The organism is Paenibacillus sp. lzh-N1 (genome assembly GCF_002872435.1).
Lineage (GTDB): Bacteria > Bacillota > Bacilli > Paenibacillales > Paenibacillaceae > Paenibacillus > Paenibacillus polymyxa_C.
Genome location: NZ_CP025696.1, coordinates 5,388,623 through 5,405,724, shown reverse-complemented (window position 1 = coordinate 5,405,724; position 17,102 = coordinate 5,388,623). Strand labels below are relative to the sequence as shown.

Sequence of the window (17,102 nt, the reverse complement as noted above, 5' to 3'; positions counted from 1 at the left end):
TTTTAGAAAACCAATGGAGGTGCGTTCATGTCCAAGCAGGTAGTGATATCCGAATATAATCCGCAGTGGGTAGCAGAGTATACACGAGAACGAGCAAAAATGATAGAGGCCCTCGGAGACGTATGTGTCGGCGTAGAGCATATTGGCAGTACATCCGTTCCTGGTTTGGGAGCCAAGGCTATTATCGACATTATGGTTGGAGTAGAAGATTTGGCGATTATTCAATCCGAACAGCGAGAGCGTTTACTAGGTATTGAATATGAATATGTACATAAGCCGGATTTTCCAGAGCGAGCTTTCTTTCGCCGTGGAGAATGGGGAGCTGGGACCCATCATTTGCATATTTACAAGTATAAAGGAGAACATTGGGAAAACCATTTATTGTTCAGAGATTACTTGAAAGCGCATCCTGAGAGCCTGCGAGCGCATGAGACTCTAAAAAAAGATTTGGCGCATCAATTCAAACATGACCGCGCAGCGTATACCGAAGCCAAGGGACCTTTCATTCGGCAGATCGTTGAGCAAGCGAAGCTTGAAACACAAAAGCAGAGACAAATGGAATTTTAGTACGCATGGACAAGGTGGAGGTATGATGAAGAATATGATGCTTGATGCACAGGTAACGCCGAATGGTTTAAAAGAGAGAATGATGCTGCTGTCAGCGCTGGATATTATATTGTCTCCAGAAGATTGGTTACGCACGTATCGTATGCAGTCTGAATGGTCTGGTGATGTGTGTCTGGGTGAGGTGAACAACGGCGCTGGAGATACGATTCATATGCTATGGACACGTGGAGGTGTGTTGTTGAAGGGTTTTGACCACGAATCCCCTGTAAGTCCTCATGCAAGAGACGAATATGAGGTCTGGCCGGGCATGTACGACGGTGTGCCTGATGATATGATGGAGCTTTTGGAAGATGAAGCGCTAGAGAAAGAGGACGTTACCTTTTGTATGTGGAGGGAAGCGGGAGATAAGGAGTGGCGTATGGGCAACACGAACTTTCCTGAGGGATATGACGATGGCTCATCCTTTTTGCTGGGGAAAATTATAGTTACACCGGAGGAATATCAGGATTGGGCTGAAAGTTACTATGAGCTGCCGATTTCTCTAGGGGTGGTAAGCCAGATTTTCAACGGCGTTCCGATCACTGCCCAGATGATCTCTGCGCTTCATCCACAGCGTAACGTTACGGAAGTGGTAAAGGAGCTAAAACAGCTTGGCATTCAGGTGCATGAAAGCTAAGAATGCAGATTTGTTTTTCTTGACAAGTTTTGTATATAATACAGGAGAAATGGCTGGGTTAATCACCTCGAATTAAAGGAGCTGTGTTGAAGATGTCCAAACGTTTGATTCCTTACATCACGCTGGATGGAAATGCACGAGAAGCAATCGAATTTTATGAAGAGGCATTGGATGCCCAACTGCTTTTTATTCAAACCTTTGGGGAAATGCCGGAAAACCCCGATTTTCCCATTCCCGCAGAGGTCAAGGAACGTGTGGGACATGCTACCCTTAAAGTAGGTGAGACAGAGCTCATGTTTTCTGATACCTTTCCCGGCTCACCGTTTAGCAGCGGGAATCAAGTGAGTATCTGTATTACAACCGATAGTGTGGAGCAAGCTAAAAAAATGTTTGATGCTTTACAGCAAGGAGGACAGGTGGGAATGCCTTTGCAGGAAACTCATTTTAGTCCAGCTTATGGGAATGTAACAGACAAGTTTGGTGTCACCTTTCAAATGTTCACAGAAGCTCGATCGTAGTAAATAGAAAACGGCCCGATCCGCTACTATAGCGATCTGGCCGTTTTTTTGCGTGCATGTCCTTCGTCTGAAAAATAAATATACATACATAAAGGTATGGGGAGTGTTTGGATCTCTTTTTTCACGTATAGCTTAATTCCTAAAATAATTATTTTTATTATTGTTGAAATGGAAATAAAAATATATTATATTATGTTGTTAATGCACCAACGGGTGGGAGGACAGTCCATGAACAAAGAAGAACAGGTCATAATGGGTTTCAGGGACTTATATAACAAGATGGTTTGGCTCAATAAGGATAAGATGGAAGACAGTCTTAAAGGTTATAAGTCTTCTGAAGTACATTGCATGGAATATATTGAAAAAAATGTAGATTCCAACGTGACAACACTTGCGGAGTCCCTTTATATGACTAGCGGTGCCATAAGTAAAATAACTAAGAAGCTCATAAAAAAAGGCCTTATCGAAAGCTACCAGAAGCCGGATAACAAAAAAGAAATCTATTTTAGGCTTACTGAGCAAGGGAAAGTAATCTATAAAATCCATGAGGAACTGCACAAAGAGTTTCAAGAGCGGGATAAAGCCGTATTTGAGCAGGTAACTGATGAGCAATTTGACAGTATGCTTAGCTTCATAGATAAGTATAGCAGGCATTTGGATGCAGAAATAAAGAAAAAGGGTAACGATATTAAGTCGAAATAAAATTTGAATAATGAAAATCAAACCACAGGCAGCCGGGCTCTATTGAGAACGGACTGCTTTTTTTATTGTTTTTTTTTTTTTTTTATTTCCTGGGAAGGAAAAATATGATACGATAATTTTGTTTCCCGGGAAGGAAAATCGCAACTTTTGAGGGGAGAATTGAAGTGTTCAAATTTAGATCACATAATCAACAGACCACAGAACAAACCGTAGATAAACACGCTTTAATATTCGGCCTTATCTCTGTGTTTCTTTGCGGAATAGGCTTCAGTATCATAACACCTGTCGTCCCATTCTTAGTGCAGCCTTATACAAGCAGTCCAGAAGAACAAGCCTTAGTTGTTACGCTGCTGACCTCTGTTTATGCATTTTGCGTGTTTTTTGCGGCTCCCGTACTTGGAGCTTTGAGCGACAAATATGGTCGTCGTCCATTGCTCTTAATATGCCTTTTGGGTTCCGTAATCGGGTACTTAGTTTTTGGTATAGGAGGAGCTGTATGGGTACTATTTGCTGGGCGCATCATGGAAGGTATAACAGGTGGGAGCATAAGCACGATCTTCGCATATTTTGCAGATATCATTCCTCCAGAACAGAGAACTAAATACTTTGGATGGGTGAGTGCGGTTGTAGGTGTCGGCACGGTCATTGGCCCAACCCTAGGCGGATTACTTGCCAAGTTTGGTTATTCTGTACCCATGTATTTTGGAGCAATAATCACTTTATTGAATGTTGTTTATGGATTCTTTTTTATGCCGGAGAGCCTTGACAAGAAACATAGACTGAAAGAGATCACCTTTGTAAAACTGAATCCATATACACAGCTTGCAAACGTACTTTCCATGAAAAACTTGAAAAGGCTACTTGTCTCAGCGTTCTTACTCTGGATACCCAACGGATCTTTACAGGCAGTTTTTTCACAATTTACAATGGATACCTTCGGTTGGAAGCCTACATTAATCGGACTTATGTTCTCGATTATGGGATTCCAAGATATCATTTCACAAGGTTTCATCATGCCAAAGCTCTTGATAAAACTTAGTGATAAACAGATAGTAATTCTGGGAATGGTCTCGGAGATTATAGGCTATGGTCTCATTGCGCTATCTGCTTTGTTCTCATTCTATCCACTTATTATCGCTGGAATGTTTATATTTGGTTTTGGCGATTCGATCTTTGGACCTTCATTTAATGGAATGCTCTCCAAGTCTGTCAATTCTAGTGAACAAGGAAGGATTCAAGGAGGTAGTCAATCTATTCAAGCTTTAGCAAGAATGATTGGACCTATCATTGGAGGTCAAATCTATGTATCATTTGGTCATGCCGCACCCGCTTTTATGGGTATGATTCTTATAGCGGTGGCCATACCAGTTTTATATAAGAGAACGCATGCAAATATGTAAACTACCGCTCGAAGCTTTCCGTAACCACCTGCATAGCAGGTAGTTTTAAGAAAATAATAGGGTTTCAGAACTTAGGAATAAGTTCTGAAACCCTATTTGTTTACAGTCTGAGCCATCCGCATGTGGATGGCTCTTTATAGTATCGCCTTGCTAAATTCATTTTACGTATGTGTACTTATACGCCAAAGTTAAAATCATCATCTGTTAGCGGCTCTACATTCATCGCCCGCACATAGCCGTTTCCTTTTTTAGAAAAGAAATCGTGCTGCTTGGTGTGGGTGCTGATGCCGTTGAATACAATGGGATTGACTTCTTCTTCTTCAAAAAGTGGATCAAAGCCCAGGTTCATCATGGCCTTGTTGGCGTTGTAGCGCAAGAAGACTTTAACATCGTCTACAAGTCCAATAGGGGCATAAATTTGCTCGGTATACTGTTCTTCGTTATTGTGCAAGTAGCGCAGCAAGCCTACCAGCGTCTGGTAGAGATCGCGTTGTTCTTCCTCGTCCAGTTCCGCATAAATCTCCTGTGCCAGTACACCTACGTAGACACCGTGTATACTTTCGTCCCGCAGGATCAGATCGATAATTTCCCCGCTGCATGTCAGCTTGCCCTGACCCGCCAGATAGAGAGGGTAGAAGAAGCCGCTATAAAACAAATAGCTTTCTAATAGCACCGACGCAGCCATCGCGAGATACAGGTCTTTCGGTGTGTGAATGTTCATATAATACTGACGAATGGTTTCAGCTTTCGTTTGGAGATGCGGATTTTCTTCCACCCAGCGGAATACACCGTCAATTTCTTCCGTGGAAGCCAGGGTTGTAAAGATGCTACTGTACGACTTGGCATGAATTTGCTCCATCATCGCCATAAAGCTTAATACCGCTTTGCGTTGCAGTCCGTCCACATGCTCCATAATTTGCGGCATTCCCACGCCGCCTTGAATGGTGTCCAGCAGGGTCAAGCCACCCAGCACCTTCATGTAGGCTTCTTTTTCAATATCACTAAGGGTTACCCAGGACATTTTATCGTCAGACAGCGGAATTTCATCATCCGTCCAAAATTGCATAATATTCTGGTTCCAGAACATCAGTGTGAAATCATCGTCCGAGCGGTTCCAGTTTACAGCTTGTATACCTGTCATTGTTAGCATTCTCCCTTCAGCTTGCGAGATTCCCTGGAAACACACATGAGAGGTTACCGGAGAGTCATCGTATGCTTGACATACGGAAGCTGTATCCGCGAGGGTCTTGTTCAATCCTGTAAAGGCCTGAACCACGCGCTGGATACAGCTTCTAATGCCAAGCATTCATATCTATTCAAAATCTCATTTTATTCTATAGCTTGTTACCATGTATGCATTAGATGGAGCAAGTGAGGCACTCTTCCACAGACAGTTTTTTGGTACGTGTGTAGTATAACGATTTAAGTCCTTTATGTGCGGCGTACAGATAGCAACGTGCTAACTGACGCGTAGTCACGTCACTGTTCACATGAAGCACAGTCGAAATTCCTTGGTCCACGTGAGGCTGGATTTCAGCAATCAGATCAAGCACTTTGAATTGATCCATTTGATAAGCGGATTTGTAAAAGAATACATTATCCTTTTGCAAATACGGCATTGGATAGTAAGTTGTTGAATTCGCATAGGTACGAGTTTCAATCTGTTCGACAATCGGCATAACGCTGGACGTTGCATTTTGAATATACGAAATGCTGGCAGTGGGAGCAATCGCCATACGGTAGGCGTGATACAGACCGTTCTTCATGACGTCTGCTTTAAGTGTGTCCCAGTCTGCTTGAGTCGGAATATAAATATCCTTGAACAGTTCTTGCACACGTGCCGTTGTCGGACGATAATCTGTGTTCAGATATCGGTCAAAATATACACCTGTCGCATAATCCGATTCCTCAAATCCATAGAAGCTTTGTCCGGCTGCTTTTGCGATTTCCATACTCTTTTCGATGGAATGATAGTTCATCGTCATGAAGAAGGTACGGACAAAATCCTTCGCTTCATTGCTTTCATATGCAATCTTGTTCTTGGCAAGGTAGCCGTGCAGATTCATGACACCCAGACCAACGGAATGCATTTCACGGTTCGCTTTCGCAACACCTGGTGCATTAGCCACTTGGGTCATATCGCTGACCGAAGTGAGAGCAATCATACCCTCGTGAACGGACTCGCGGATTTTGCCGTGCTCCATCACATTTACAATGTTCAGGGAAGCCAGGTTACAGCTTACATCCCGGCGAATAATATCCTGTTGTCCATAATCGGCAATCTCAGAAGTTTCCTGTAGCTGGAAGATTTCCGTGCACAGGTTTGACATTTTGATTTGGCCCACGTTTTTAAGAGCATGCGCATGATTTGCGTTACTCTTATTCATAATATATGGATAGCCAGACTCCAACTGAATCATGGCAATTTTCGTCAGCATATCACGTGCACTCATCGCTACTTTTTTCTTTACTCGATCGTCGGCGAGCAGTGTGTCGTACATTTCATCCAGATCCATGTCGTCCAAATGCGTTCCATAAGCCTTGAACACACTATAAGGTGCAAATACATGCAGAGGTTCATTATCTTGAGCCAGCTTGTAGAAGCGGTTTGGCACCAGCAATCCGATCGAAAGTGTCTTGAGACGTACTCTTTCATCAGCATTAATTTTTTTACTATCTAGGAACTCCAGCACGTCCCATCCGAAAATGTTGTAATAGGCAGCGCCAGAGCCTTTACGTTGACCCATTTGATCCGCGTAGGAGAAACCATCTTCCATCAGCTTCAGCACAGGCATAATGCCTTTTGCTGCGCCTTCTACACCTTTAATCGCCTCACCGCGTGACCGCAGCTTCGACAGGTTAACCGCCACACCGCCGCCAATTTTGGACAATTGCATGCAAGTGTTCAGTACATAGTTGATTGAGTTCAAAGAGTCGTCCATTTCGAGCAGGAAACAGGACACCAATTCCCCACGGCGGCTTTTGCCAGCGTTCAGGAAAGTTGGTGTAGCTGGCTGGAGACGTTGCTCCATCATCGAGCGGGACAACAGGCGGGCCGTATCGGCGTTGCCGCGTCCCAAATGCAGGGCGACAGCAGCCACCCGGTCAGGGTAGTGTTCCAGGTAGACTTTACGGTCATTACTCTTCATTGCATAATCGGTATAAAACTTGGATGCTGCCATATAAGAAGGAAATTTAAAATTATAGCTATGAGTGATATGGAAAATATCGTTGATTTCATCAGCCGTATAGCTGTTATAGAAATTTTCGTAATAATCATTCTCAATCATATACAGCACTTGAGCAGCTGTGTCAGCAAACTTCAAACTCCGTTCTTGAACTTCCTTCATAAATTCTGCTACGGCCTCTTGGTCCTTTTCCAATTGGAAAAAGCCGTCTGTATCGCGTTTCATCAACATGTTGTTCAATTCAATATGCCGCAACTCGGCTCACCTCCTGTTTAAAACGCTCTACATCTCCGAACGTTCCAGATAATTCAAATTTGCTAATCACGGGGACATTATAATGGTCAGCAATCAAATCCGCACTTTTGGCAAATTTGTCACCCCAGTTACGGTTGCCGCTTGCAGCTACACCAACAAGGTTTTGTGCATTTTTTTTCAAAAATGAAGATACCCTCTCAGGTATCTGTCCAAACCCGGTTGTATATGTAATGAGTACGTAAGGTTCTTCTATAGTCATTTGTTCCTCAATCTGAACAGCCGGAAGCTTGAGCTTGTTTATAAATCTTTTTACATTGCCGGTCTTGGAATCATAAGCAATCAGCATGGTGTGCAACCTCCTTAACAATTAACGAAAAAAAGAAAACGGCATTGCCAAGAGACCCATTATAGCTGTAATCCCTTGCTGGCTGCGCCATTTAAGATTTTTGACTCTATATTTACATGTATTTTCATACCTTTATCTTCAAGATATCGGGCATAAATACGTTTTTTACACTATATTTAGAGTACATTCTCTATTTTATATCTATATATAGTTTTGTCAATCGGTCTAGAGAGGCTCAGAGGACCTAGATCCGGTGTAAGTCCAAGCAGGGTGCGGAAAAGAGCGAAAGAACTTTTTTTTCGTAAGTATGTTAAAAAAGTATTGGAGTTTTTGAGGCTGGAGATGTACGATTTGTCAATGGGCAATAGAATGTAAAATTTACATTTTACTGTAGAAAGGATGAAGTGGATGGAAAGTGGTTTTATGGAGGGGGTGAACGTAAGGAGCTGGAGGTGAAGGATAGGGACTTCGGAATGATTGTGATCGGAGATCGCGGGGAGGTTCATTATAAAGGTACACGTTTTCTGGAGTTTGTGAGATTAATGGGAGCGTAAAGAGATGGCGAGGTGTTAGCGTATTACCAGAACAAATACATATAGGGAGGAAGCTGACGATGCCACATATCATTGGAGCACGAATTGTTTTAAGAGAGTACCGTCAGGAGGATATACCTGATATCCGAAGATGGGTCAATGACCCGGAAATCACACATGGTTTAAGCGACGTATTTATCTATCCGCATTCACTGGCTAATAGTGAATCGTTTGTACAGATGATGATTGACGGCAACTCTGAGATCAAGGGCTTTATCATTGCTCATAAAGACACATTGGACTATATTGGACAACTCGATTTATTCAAAATCAACTGGGTGAATCGGCATGCCACCCTTGGGATTGTAATCGGGCGTGACGGTGACCTGGGCAAGGGCTATGGGCGGGAAGCAATCCGGCTGATACAAAAATTTGCGTTTCATTCGCTGAACCTGCATCGGCTGGAACTGGAGGTGTATGCGTTCAATGAACGTGCATATCGTTGCTATCTGGCATGTGGCTTCAAGGAGGAAGGGCGGCTACGGGAAAAGCTATTCAGGGAAGGACAGTACTATGACATTATTCAGATGGGAATGTTGCGAAGTGAGTATGAGGCTGTAGAGAAAACAAAGGAATCCTGAAAGTGAGGCCACATAAGCTATTTTACTCCGTCAGCTTTCTGCAATTTTTTATGAGTGAAATCACGGGAACTACGCTTATTCTATTTCTATTAGCTAAAGCACTTTCTCTGCAAAGTGCGAATTTCTTGCTGGTTGTATTCTTTGTAAGTATTTTTCTGTTTGAAATACCAACAGGAGCTATTGCAGACAAGTATGGAAGGAAAATTTCTGTTGTTCTGGGGCTTTGTTGTTTTCTAGTCTACAGTGTGTTGTTCGTTTGGGTAGATCACATGTGGCTGCTTGTGTTCGCACAAGTCTTTGGGGGTCTGGCAATATGCTTGCAATCAGGCTCGTTGGAATCCTGGGTTGTGGAAAACAGCGATAAGCCGATGGAAGTTCTTTTTACAACCTCTAACAGTATACAGTACATTTCGGGATTTATTTGCGGTCTGTTGGGGGCCTTCCTCGCAGCTTTTAACTATTCACTTCCCTGGGCAGCCAGCATTGTATCTATTATCCTATGTATATTTCTATGCTGCTTTTATATGGATGAGAAGAATATTACCCATCGAAAAGCATCAACTACTCACATTAAAACGATTATCGGGGAAAGTGTCCGTATCGGTTTTGAAAATAAGTCGATCTGGATTGTGTTTATCATTGGTTTATTTATCAGCTTTTCAAACTCGGCGGGGAATACATTTCAACAGCCACGTCTGGTCGGTCTTTCTGAACAAGGGATTTGGATTATGGGATTGATCAAGGCAGGTTATTCACTATGTATGACTTTGGGAAGCTATCTGGTTCGAAAGCTAGGCGCCCGTTATAGTGATGTACATATACTCATGTATGCTTGCGGGATGATTGGGATATGGCTCATTTTAGCGGGTGCTTTCAACACGTTTTATCCTGTACTGCTTACCTTTTTTATCTATGAAATTGGGCGAGGGATGTATCCGGTTGCCAAACAAATATTTCTGAACAAAAGAATATCTAATGAGTATCGTTCAACACTGCTATCTCTGGATTCTGCCATTTCCCAACTAGGCATGTGCATAGGTTTAATCGTGACAGGCATCGTAAGCCGTAATTTTACCAATCTTGCTTCACATCAAACACCTATCCAGATATCTTGGATGCTGTGTGGCGGGATTGCATTGATCCCAATCTTTTTGTTGCTTTATGTCCGTCGGGGGTCAAGGAAAAATAGTTCCTGGAAAGAAAAAACAACTAAGCAGAATGTTTAGTGCAAAAAGGGCTAAACAGGTTCTAGCTGTCAGCCCCTATGCACCTTCATTAGCAATCAGACTCTACTTCTCCCCGTACCATAGCTTCAGACGATTTTGGATCAGGCTAGTGAAGATTTCTTCAGCCTTTGGTACACCCGCCTGATCCAGCTCTTGGAGCATGCGGTCATACACGGCATCGAATTGATCTGGCTTGGCGAGTACGGCCTCAGGAATCCGTTTGCGTACAATGTCCTGCGACTTTTGATAAATAACATTGTAATTTGTATTGGTCGGAACAGGCATGTTGTAGGCGGCTCCCCACTCTTTTACCGGAAAATCCTTTTCGTTCGGGAATAAGTCTTTCCATGTCCGGGCTTTATATGCCTGAAGGGATTCTTTTTCCGCTTGACTATAATTTTCGGTAATCATCTCCGGATAATTGGTTGTGTAATAGTTGCCAGTAGGGTCTTTAACGCTATCGCCGTAATGTGGTCCCCATATCCAATACAAACCGATACCTGACTCTCTGCTAAAAGAAGCATTATCTTTGTTTTTGCGTTCTTGCACAGCCGCAGGAATGACTCGTTTGCCATTCTCTACATTGTAATGCTGGCCTTCAATTCCCCAATTACGCAAAATTTGTCCTTCGTCCGAGGCCAGGAAGTCCAGAAACTTGATCGCTCGCACCGGGTTTTTGCATGAAGTTGTGATGCCGATCCCGGACGCAGTATCGAAACCAATGGGCTGGAGGGAATGATCTTCGTATTGCTCATTTAAAGTGACTGGAAAGTGGGAGTAGGTGTATTCATCCTTACCTGCTGCCTTGAGCGCATTTTCGGCATCTTGGTAGTTCCATTCCTGATCAATCAGTCCAATGACACGACCTGCGGCGATTTTGGATTTGTACTGATCGCTTTTTTGTACAAAAGTATCCTTATCCAACAGACCTTCATTGTACATATGGTTTAACCAACGGAAATACTCTCGCTCTTCTGGGCGTTTGTAGTGAAGAGTGGCTTTGTGTGTTTTAGGATCAATATAATATTCGCCATCGTCTGGTCCACCTGTAGCCGTAACTGCCGGGTTTGTCACAGTAATCTGCATTTTCCAGTCCTCGGCATCGAGCGATAAGGGAATGGTAGGCTGGCCATTAGTAGTAGGGTATTTGGCGACATAATCTTTAAGTGCTTTTTCAAAATCTTGAACGGTGCGAATTTTGGGGTATCCGAGCTTCTTAAGGGCCTGATGCTGGATTTCGAAGCCTGCTTGTGCATCAAACGCGATGTGATCTACGCCCAGATTGGTCGGAATGGTGTAAATGGCGGGATCTTCACTACTATATTTAATACGGTTAAAATAATCTCCATACACTTTCTTAATGTTAGGACCGTATTTATCAATCAGGTCGGTTAAGTCAATGAGTGCCCCGGCATCGACCAGCTTGCCAATGTCTCCTTTGGGGTACACGAGATCAGGGTACTCTCCGCTAGCAGCCATTAAAGCAAACTTTTCCTCGCCTCGACCGTTGACAGCATGTTCGGCATTGAGTGTAACACCCGTTTTCTTGGTTATTTCCTGCCCGACAGCGTCCTTCATGTTGTTCCAGTTGGAGCTTGAGTCACCGCCAAAGAACGTAAATGTAATAGGACTGGTGTCATCGGGGTCTTCCTTTTCTGCCGTACCGCCTTTGCCATTCGCGCAGCCCGTTGTAACAAGCAGCAGCAAAGCCAGGAGCAGGATAGAGCATTGTTGTACCGACCTGTTCGTGAACATCTGCAAATCCCCCTTAATAAGTATGATTTACACAATGTAAGTGCTTTCAATAGTAAATTGTAGGAAATAAAGAACCTTATGTCAAGTTATTTATGTTTATTTGTTATGTGTTTTGTTTTTTATTAAGCAAACATATTTAAATGAAAGGTGTGGATTTGTGCAAATCCATCGTTTGATGATCTAAAACAAAGTATGCTACGATGGTACCAGTTTATAGGCATACCTGTATATTTAGAAGACTAAGGTAGAAAAAGATTTCGAATAGGGTTGGGTGAGGAGATGCGTGGAAAAGTAACATTACAGGAAATTGCGGATGCGGCGGGCGTTTCAAAGTTTGCTGTTTCGCGTGCACTGTCAGGCAAACCCGGTGTAAGTGAAGAGACAAGGGCGCTGCTGGTTAAGCTTGCTGCCCAGATGGGCTATTTTCGCAGTCATCCCAAAATGACTGGGGTAGAGCCTCGGGACACAGATGCCAGAGAATGGTCGGGTACGGTGCTGGTGTTATTTCCGAATATTCGGCACCAGAATCGGGAGTCCAGGTACTGGGGACCTGTATTTGAAGGGATTTCCGAACGTCTGAACCGCAAGGGATTGGATATGATCACGCTAACGGAGCCTTCAACGGACGATATGTTTTCTTTACTGAACCCAGAGGCCATTAAAGGGATTATCACTGTAGGAACGATTTCAACTACGTTATTGCTGAACATTTATCGAATGGGTATTCCGGTTGTCATGGTGGATCATTGGGATTCTGCATTTTTAAGTGATGCGGTGTTTACGGATAATCGCACATGCATGAATGAATTAATGAAGGATTTGCTATGCAAGGGGTATGATCACTTTCAATTTGTGGGTCATATTGACGATGCTCACAGTTTCTATGAACGTTGGGAAGCTTTTCGGTCCACACTGGAAATGAGCGGAGTAGAATTACGGCAAAACAAAGCCCTTATTTATGGGGGAGCGCAGGCGCTTGCTGAGGAAATGGACAAGTTGCCCGAGGATGAGTTGCCAGAGGTTTTTGTTTGCGCTAATGATGTGACTGCTTCGCAAGTCGTGGAAGTGCTGAAAGGAAAGGGGATTGACGTGCCGAGGCGATGCGGGGTAACTGGGTTTGACGATACGAATGATCAAATGCCGATTTATGCCACGGTGAGAGTGGATAAGGAACTGTTGGGGATGCGGGCGGTAGACCAATTATTATGGCGCATCATGAACCCAAACTCACCTGTGGAAAAAAAATTGCTACACGCTGATTTACTCGTACGGGAAGTTCACGCGCCACGGCTCAGCCGGGAAAATGATGATCGTGATCGTCCCTTTAGCACAATCAAATATAGTTGATGTCCGGATATGTGGGATGAATTTGATCCACAGTGAAGACGAGGGAAGTCGCTTTTAGCCTGTTTAGGGGTAGAGGGCGACTTTTATTTTGTGTTTTACCGATTGTTCCAAAAAAACAATTGACTGATTTGTTAGCTTAATGTTATTTTTGTTATGTTAATGAGTGATCCAGATGTTCCCAATCATCCTTATAGGGAGGCTTGCGACGATGATTAATGTGATAGGGTTGGATGGCTGGAGGTTTAGGGAAGCACATAGTGATGAGTGGCTCAGTGCGAAAGTACCGGGTTGTGTGCATACCGATCTTTTGCGACATGGCAAAATTCTTGATCCTTTTATCGGTATGAACGAGATGGAGGTACAGTGGATTGATAAGCAGGATTGGATATACGAAGCCTATTTTGAGATAGATGCAAATCAGCTTCAATGTCGATGTGTAGAGCTGGTGTTGGAAGGTCTGGACACCTACGCAGATGTAAGAGTGAATGGTCAAACTGTCATATCGGCCAATAATATGTTTCGGGTATGGAGACAGGATGTGAAGGCATTTGTTCAGCAAGGGAAAAATCGGCTTGAAATCCATTTTCGCTCTCCGATTACGGAAGATGTGCCTAAGCTGGAAAGGTTGGGCTATGGACTCCCCGCACCGAATGATCAGTCCGAGATAGGTGGCTTGTCTGATAAAAAAGTAAGCGTTTTCGCTCGTAAGGCTCCCTATCACTATGGTTGGGATTGGGGACCGAGGCTGGTGACGAGCGGGATCTGGAGAGAGGTCCGAATTGAAGCTTGGTCTGGTTTGGTCGTAAGAGACTTGTTTATTCGACAGGACAAAGTGAGTACCGAGAGGGCTGAACTCACAGCAATGGTAGAGATTGAAAGTGCAAATGAGATTAGAGATGCCGAGTTGTGTATTTCTGCTGATGGCAGGGTGTGGTCCAAGCCGGTTCGTCTTCTGAAGGGAAAGCAAACAGTAGAGCTGGAGCTAGATATGAAGGAGCCGAAGCTGTGGTGGTGTCGTGGGCTGGGGGAGCCGCATCAGTATACGTTTGTAGCCGAATTGAAGGAGCAAGCACAGGAAGCAGTAATTGCGGAAAAATCAGTGAAAACGGGACTTCGTTCGATCCGTCTTATACGTGAGCGGGATACGGCAGGGGAGAGCTTCTATTTTGAGCTGAATGGAATCCCCGTGTTTGTAAAGGGAGCCAACCATATTCCGAATGACAGCTTTGCTGCCGAAGTTACGTTGGAACGATACCGGCATGAAATTGCCAGTGCGGCCGCCTCCCATATGAATATGTTGCGGGTGTGGGGTGGCGGTATTTATGAAGAAGACGTATTTTATGACCTTTGTGATGAATACGGCTTGCTCGTATGGCAAGATTTTATGTTCGCATGCAGCATGTATCCGGGCGATCAGGCTTTTTTGGACAATGTAGCGCAGGAAGCCGAAGATAACATCAAGCGTTTGCGCCATCATCCTTGCATTGCGTTATGGTGCGGCAATAATGAGATTGATTCCGCATGGGCGCATTATGAAGAAAATGCAGGCTGGGGCTGGAAAAAGGCCTACACGCCTGAGCAACGGGAGCGTCTATGGGAAGATTATGAAACGCTTTTCCACCGGATTTTACCGGAGGCGGTAAATGCCTGGACTCCGCAGACGGCATATTGGCCCTCCTCACCGCTAATTGATCTGACCGGAGATCGAAACCAGCATGCTCATCCGTCCTCCACAGCGGGAGACATCCATTATTGGGGAGTATGGCATGCGTCTGAGCCGTTTGAAAATTATCACGTACATGTGGGCCGTTTTATGAGTGAGTATGGTTTTCAGTCCTTTCCTGAATACAAGTCTGTTCGCGCTTATGCGGAAGAGAAGGATTTGGAACTGGAATCTGAGGTGATGCTGGCACATCAGAAGAACGGCTCGGGCAATCGCCTGATTCAAGAATACATGGGACGGTACATGCGGCAACCCAAGGATTTTCCATGTTTTCTGCTCATGAGCCAGGTTTTACAGGCAGAGGCGATGAAAATGGCCATTGAGGCCCATCGTCGTCACAAGCCTTATTGCATGGGGACATTATACTGGCAGATGAATGACTGCTGGCCCGTTGCTTCCTGGTCAAGTATGGACTATTTTGGTCGTTGGAAGGCGCTTCAATATACGGCTAAACGCAGCTTTGCCGATGTGCTGTTGAGTGCAGTAGATACGGAACAGGGGAGTAAAGAGCTGCATCTGGTTAACGATACGCTAGAGCCGATAGCGGGTACGCTGCGGCTGACACTTTTGCATATCCGTGGCAGTCAGGCTATTCGTGAAGAGAACATTAAGGTAGAACAGCAAGCAGGCGGCGCAGGGATCGTACATATACTGCCTACTGACAAATGGCTGAATGGCCTGGATCGTACGGAGCATATGCTGGTCGCACGTCTGATACAAAACGGTGAGCAGGTGGCCGCCAGCGAAATTTATTTTGCAGGTACGAAAGAGATGGATTTACCGCAGGCGAAAATTGAAGTGACGGAGATACCGGGAAGTGGAGGCAGTAGGTTCACGCTTTGTTCGGATGTACTTGCCAGACATGTGTGGCTGACCGCAGAGCAGGAGGGGATTTTCAGTGACAACCATCTGGATCTGGCTCCCGGTGTTCCTAAAACCGTGGAATTTCTGGCCTTGCGTAACGGTGCCTCCGCATTTGAGGTAGCTGCGCCAGGTGCATTGACGGTGCAATCATTGATCAATTGGATACAAGGTTAGAGGACAGTTAAAGCTCATCCGCCTTGAAGTAGATGATGGACAATGAAGTTCCTCTTCATCCGGCCGGCTGAGAGCATGTAGAGAAATCCGTGAGTAGGGTTTGAGCAGGGGGAGCTGAATTACAGCATTACCCGGGAAATGCTGCCTAAGATTGAGCCTATTGGAGGGCTCCTTTTGATCAGAAGATATGCATTCGTATATCGCTTTACCTGTGAAATGAAGTCTGAAATACAGTAAGCATCTGTCTCCCAGGAATATGAGGTCAACCCCGGGAGAATAGATGCTTTTTTATCTTCATTTTATGCAGAGTGGAGCGCTTCCATTGAGCTTGAAGCCATTGTGGTGTACACTGTCCAGAATAGGTGTAAATTGGAACGTCAAGAAGGATGGACGGTTACAAGGAGGGAAAGAAACATATGTATGACCGTTTAAGATCGTTAAATTATCCAGTTAAACTTTATATTTTTATTGCACTGGTCTTATGCTCCGTAATTAGTACATTGTGGATCATTAACGTGCGACTGCCCTCAGGGGGCCGCCCTTATCTTTTTATTTGGTGGAATATGATGCTGGCCTGGATTCCTATGCTGTTGACGCTTTTGCTAGATGTCATTCATTGCTCGTGGAGAAGGGGAACAAGGACATTTTTGCTCTGGGTCATAGGGGCTGGATGGCTTTTCTTTTATCCCAATACGCCTTATTTGATCACAGATTTGCTGCATGTATTTGCCAGGTATCCATTTCTCGGGGAGCAGCGTTTTTGGGGCAATCCGTACTTTTGGAATCATGCATTAGGGATGCTGCTGGTAGCTGTGCTTGGTCTCACCATGGGAGTTGTATCACTTGAATCTGTACGACAGTTGGTGCAACGTGCACGGGGCGGGCTTGTCAGCTGGTTGTTTATGCTGGCGGTACTCCTGCTAAGTAGCCTAGGTATTTATATTGGCCGTTTCTTTCGAGGAAACTCATGGGATATTGTATCTGCACCGTCCCAGTTGTACACACAAGTATTCTCCATATGGGCGGATTCCTTGCAACGCACTCATTTTGTGGAGTTTAGCGGGATGGTCTTCGTTATTTTGCTCGTTAGCTATATATCCATGATGTGTGTGGCCTGGATGGGGAATAGCCGCAGGGACGAATGGCATCGCTGGTGATTACGATGGGGCTGAGTGGCTAAATATCAT

General features: G+C 44.4%; 15 protein-coding genes. 11 read left to right on the top strand and 4 right to left on the bottom strand.

The genetic code is table 11. From position 1 onward, the window contains the following. Positions 1–27: 27 nt before the first annotated feature. From C0638_RS23885 to C0638_RS23865, 5 genes are all read left to right on the top strand, one after another. Entirely contained in the window at positions 28–567 is a 540-nt protein-coding gene (locus C0638_RS23885) for a GrpB family protein (protein ID WP_058712237.1), read from the top strand. A 22-nt stretch (positions 568–589) separates the two neighbouring features. Beyond that, on the top strand, positions 590–1,243 hold the full coding sequence (locus tag C0638_RS23880; RefSeq protein WP_231124578.1) for a hypothetical protein: 654 nt from the start codon (positions 590–592) through the stop codon (positions 1,241–1,243). A 92-nt stretch (positions 1,244–1,335) separates the two neighbouring features. Beyond that, complete coding sequence (locus C0638_RS23875) at positions 1,336–1,761, top strand: VOC family protein (protein ID WP_013370555.1); 426 nt, start codon at positions 1,336–1,338, stop codon at positions 1,759–1,761. Between the two features lie 228 nt (positions 1,762–1,989). After that, positions 1,990–2,463: a MarR family transcriptional regulator gene (locus C0638_RS23870; RefSeq protein WP_013370556.1), complete on the top strand. Its 474-nt coding sequence runs from the start codon at positions 1,990–1,992 to the stop codon at positions 2,461–2,463. A gap of 164 nt (positions 2,464–2,627) precedes the next feature. After that, positions 2,628–3,863 carry an MFS transporter gene (locus C0638_RS23865; protein WP_058712235.1) on the top strand — a complete coding sequence of 412 codons (1,236 nt, stop codon included), beginning with the start codon at positions 2,628–2,630 and terminating at the stop codon, positions 3,861–3,863. Between the two features lie 175 nt (positions 3,864–4,038). Here the strand turns inward: C0638_RS23865 and nrdF are convergent, their stop codons facing one another. From nrdF to nrdI, 3 genes are all read right to left on the bottom strand, one after another. After that, positions 4,039–5,004, bottom strand: coding sequence for a class 1b ribonucleoside-diphosphate reductase subunit beta (gene nrdF / locus C0638_RS23860; RefSeq protein WP_013370558.1), 966 nt, complete (start codon positions 5,002–5,004; stop codon positions 4,039–4,041). A gap of 217 nt (positions 5,005–5,221) precedes the next feature. After that, positions 5,222–7,306, bottom strand: coding sequence for a class 1b ribonucleoside-diphosphate reductase subunit alpha (gene nrdE / locus C0638_RS23855; protein WP_058712234.1), 2,085 nt, complete (start codon positions 7,304–7,306; stop codon positions 5,222–5,224). Then, positions 7,293–7,652, bottom strand: a complete 360-nt coding sequence (gene nrdI / locus C0638_RS23850; RefSeq protein ID WP_013370560.1) for a class Ib ribonucleoside-diphosphate reductase assembly flavoprotein NrdI — start codon at positions 7,650–7,652, stop codon at positions 7,293–7,295. The genes nrdE and nrdI overlap by 14 nt, the downstream gene beginning before the upstream one ends. Positions 7,653–8,056: 404 nt before the next feature. Between nrdI and C0638_RS23845 the strand changes: the two genes are divergently transcribed. The 3 genes from C0638_RS23845 to C0638_RS23835 are packed head-to-tail and all read left to right on the top strand — an operon-like array spanning position 8,057 to position 10,052. Then, positions 8,057–8,206, top strand: coding sequence for a DUF2500 domain-containing protein (locus C0638_RS23845; RefSeq protein ID WP_233902255.1), 150 nt, complete (start codon positions 8,057–8,059; stop codon positions 8,204–8,206). 59 nt (positions 8,207–8,265) lie between these two features. Further along, positions 8,266–8,826: a GNAT family N-acetyltransferase gene (locus C0638_RS23840; protein WP_040101622.1), complete on the top strand. Its 561-nt coding sequence runs from the start codon at positions 8,266–8,268 to the stop codon at positions 8,824–8,826. Between the two features lie 2 nt (positions 8,827–8,828). Continuing rightward, complete coding sequence (locus tag C0638_RS23835) at positions 8,829–10,052, top strand: MFS transporter (protein ID WP_058712233.1); 1,224 nt, start codon at positions 8,829–8,831, stop codon at positions 10,050–10,052. Between the two features lie 63 nt (positions 10,053–10,115). Here C0638_RS23835 and C0638_RS23830 read toward each other — a convergent pair whose 3' ends face one another. Continuing rightward, complete coding sequence (locus tag C0638_RS23830; RefSeq protein ID WP_058712232.1) at positions 10,116–11,807, bottom strand: ABC transporter substrate-binding protein; 1,692 nt, start codon at positions 11,805–11,807, stop codon at positions 10,116–10,118. A 279-nt stretch (positions 11,808–12,086) separates the two neighbouring features. On the opposite strand from C0638_RS23830, the gene C0638_RS23825 reads away from it, so the two are divergent. From C0638_RS23825 to C0638_RS23815, 3 genes are all read left to right on the top strand, one after another. Continuing rightward, the gene (locus C0638_RS23825) at positions 12,087–13,154 is read left to right on the top strand and encodes a LacI family DNA-binding transcriptional regulator (RefSeq protein ID WP_058712231.1); all 1,068 of its coding nucleotides are present in this window, start codon (positions 12,087–12,089) and stop codon (positions 13,152–13,154) included. Positions 13,155–13,362: 208 nt separating this feature from the next. Continuing rightward, positions 13,363–15,915: a beta-mannosidase gene (locus C0638_RS23820; RefSeq protein WP_014599645.1), complete on the top strand. Its 2,553-nt coding sequence runs from the start codon at positions 13,363–13,365 to the stop codon at positions 15,913–15,915. Positions 15,916–16,331: 416 nt separating this feature from the next. Further along, positions 16,332–17,072, top strand: a complete 741-nt coding sequence (locus C0638_RS23815; protein ID WP_058712229.1) for a DUF1361 domain-containing protein — start codon at positions 16,332–16,334, stop codon at positions 17,070–17,072. Positions 17,073–17,102 lie beyond the last annotated feature (30 nt).

Excerpts from the sequence above, each read along its gene's own strand:
- C0638_RS23885 (WP_058712237.1), top strand. The coding sequence starts at position 28 with ATGTCCAAGCAGGTAGTGATATCCGAATATAATCCGCAGTGGGTAGCA.
- C0638_RS23880 (WP_231124578.1), top strand. The coding sequence starts at position 590 with ATGATGAAGAATATGATGCTTGATGCACAGGTAACGCCGAATGGTTTA.
- C0638_RS23875 (WP_013370555.1), top strand. The coding sequence starts at position 1,336 with ATGTCCAAACGTTTGATTCCTTACATCACGCTGGATGGAAATGCACGA.
- C0638_RS23870 (WP_013370556.1), top strand. The coding sequence starts at position 1,990 with ATGAACAAAGAAGAACAGGTCATAATGGGTTTCAGGGACTTATATAAC.
- nrdF (WP_013370558.1), bottom strand. The coding sequence starts at position 5,004 with ATGACAGGTATACAAGCTGTAAACTGGAACCGCTCGGACGATGATTTC.
- nrdI (WP_013370560.1), bottom strand. The coding sequence starts at position 7,652 with ATGCTGATTGCTTATGATTCCAAGACCGGCAATGTAAAAAGATTTATA.
- C0638_RS23840 (WP_040101622.1), top strand. The coding sequence starts at position 8,266 with ATGCCACATATCATTGGAGCACGAATTGTTTTAAGAGAGTACCGTCAG.
- C0638_RS23830 (WP_058712232.1), bottom strand. The coding sequence starts at position 11,807 with ATGTTCACGAACAGGTCGGTACAACAATGCTCTATCCTGCTCCTGGCT.
- C0638_RS23825 (WP_058712231.1), top strand. The coding sequence starts at position 12,087 with ATGCGTGGAAAAGTAACATTACAGGAAATTGCGGATGCGGCGGGCGTT.
- C0638_RS23820 (WP_014599645.1), top strand. The coding sequence starts at position 13,363 with ATGATTAATGTGATAGGGTTGGATGGCTGGAGGTTTAGGGAAGCACAT.
- C0638_RS23815 (WP_058712229.1), top strand. The coding sequence starts at position 16,332 with ATGTATGACCGTTTAAGATCGTTAAATTATCCAGTTAAACTTTATATT.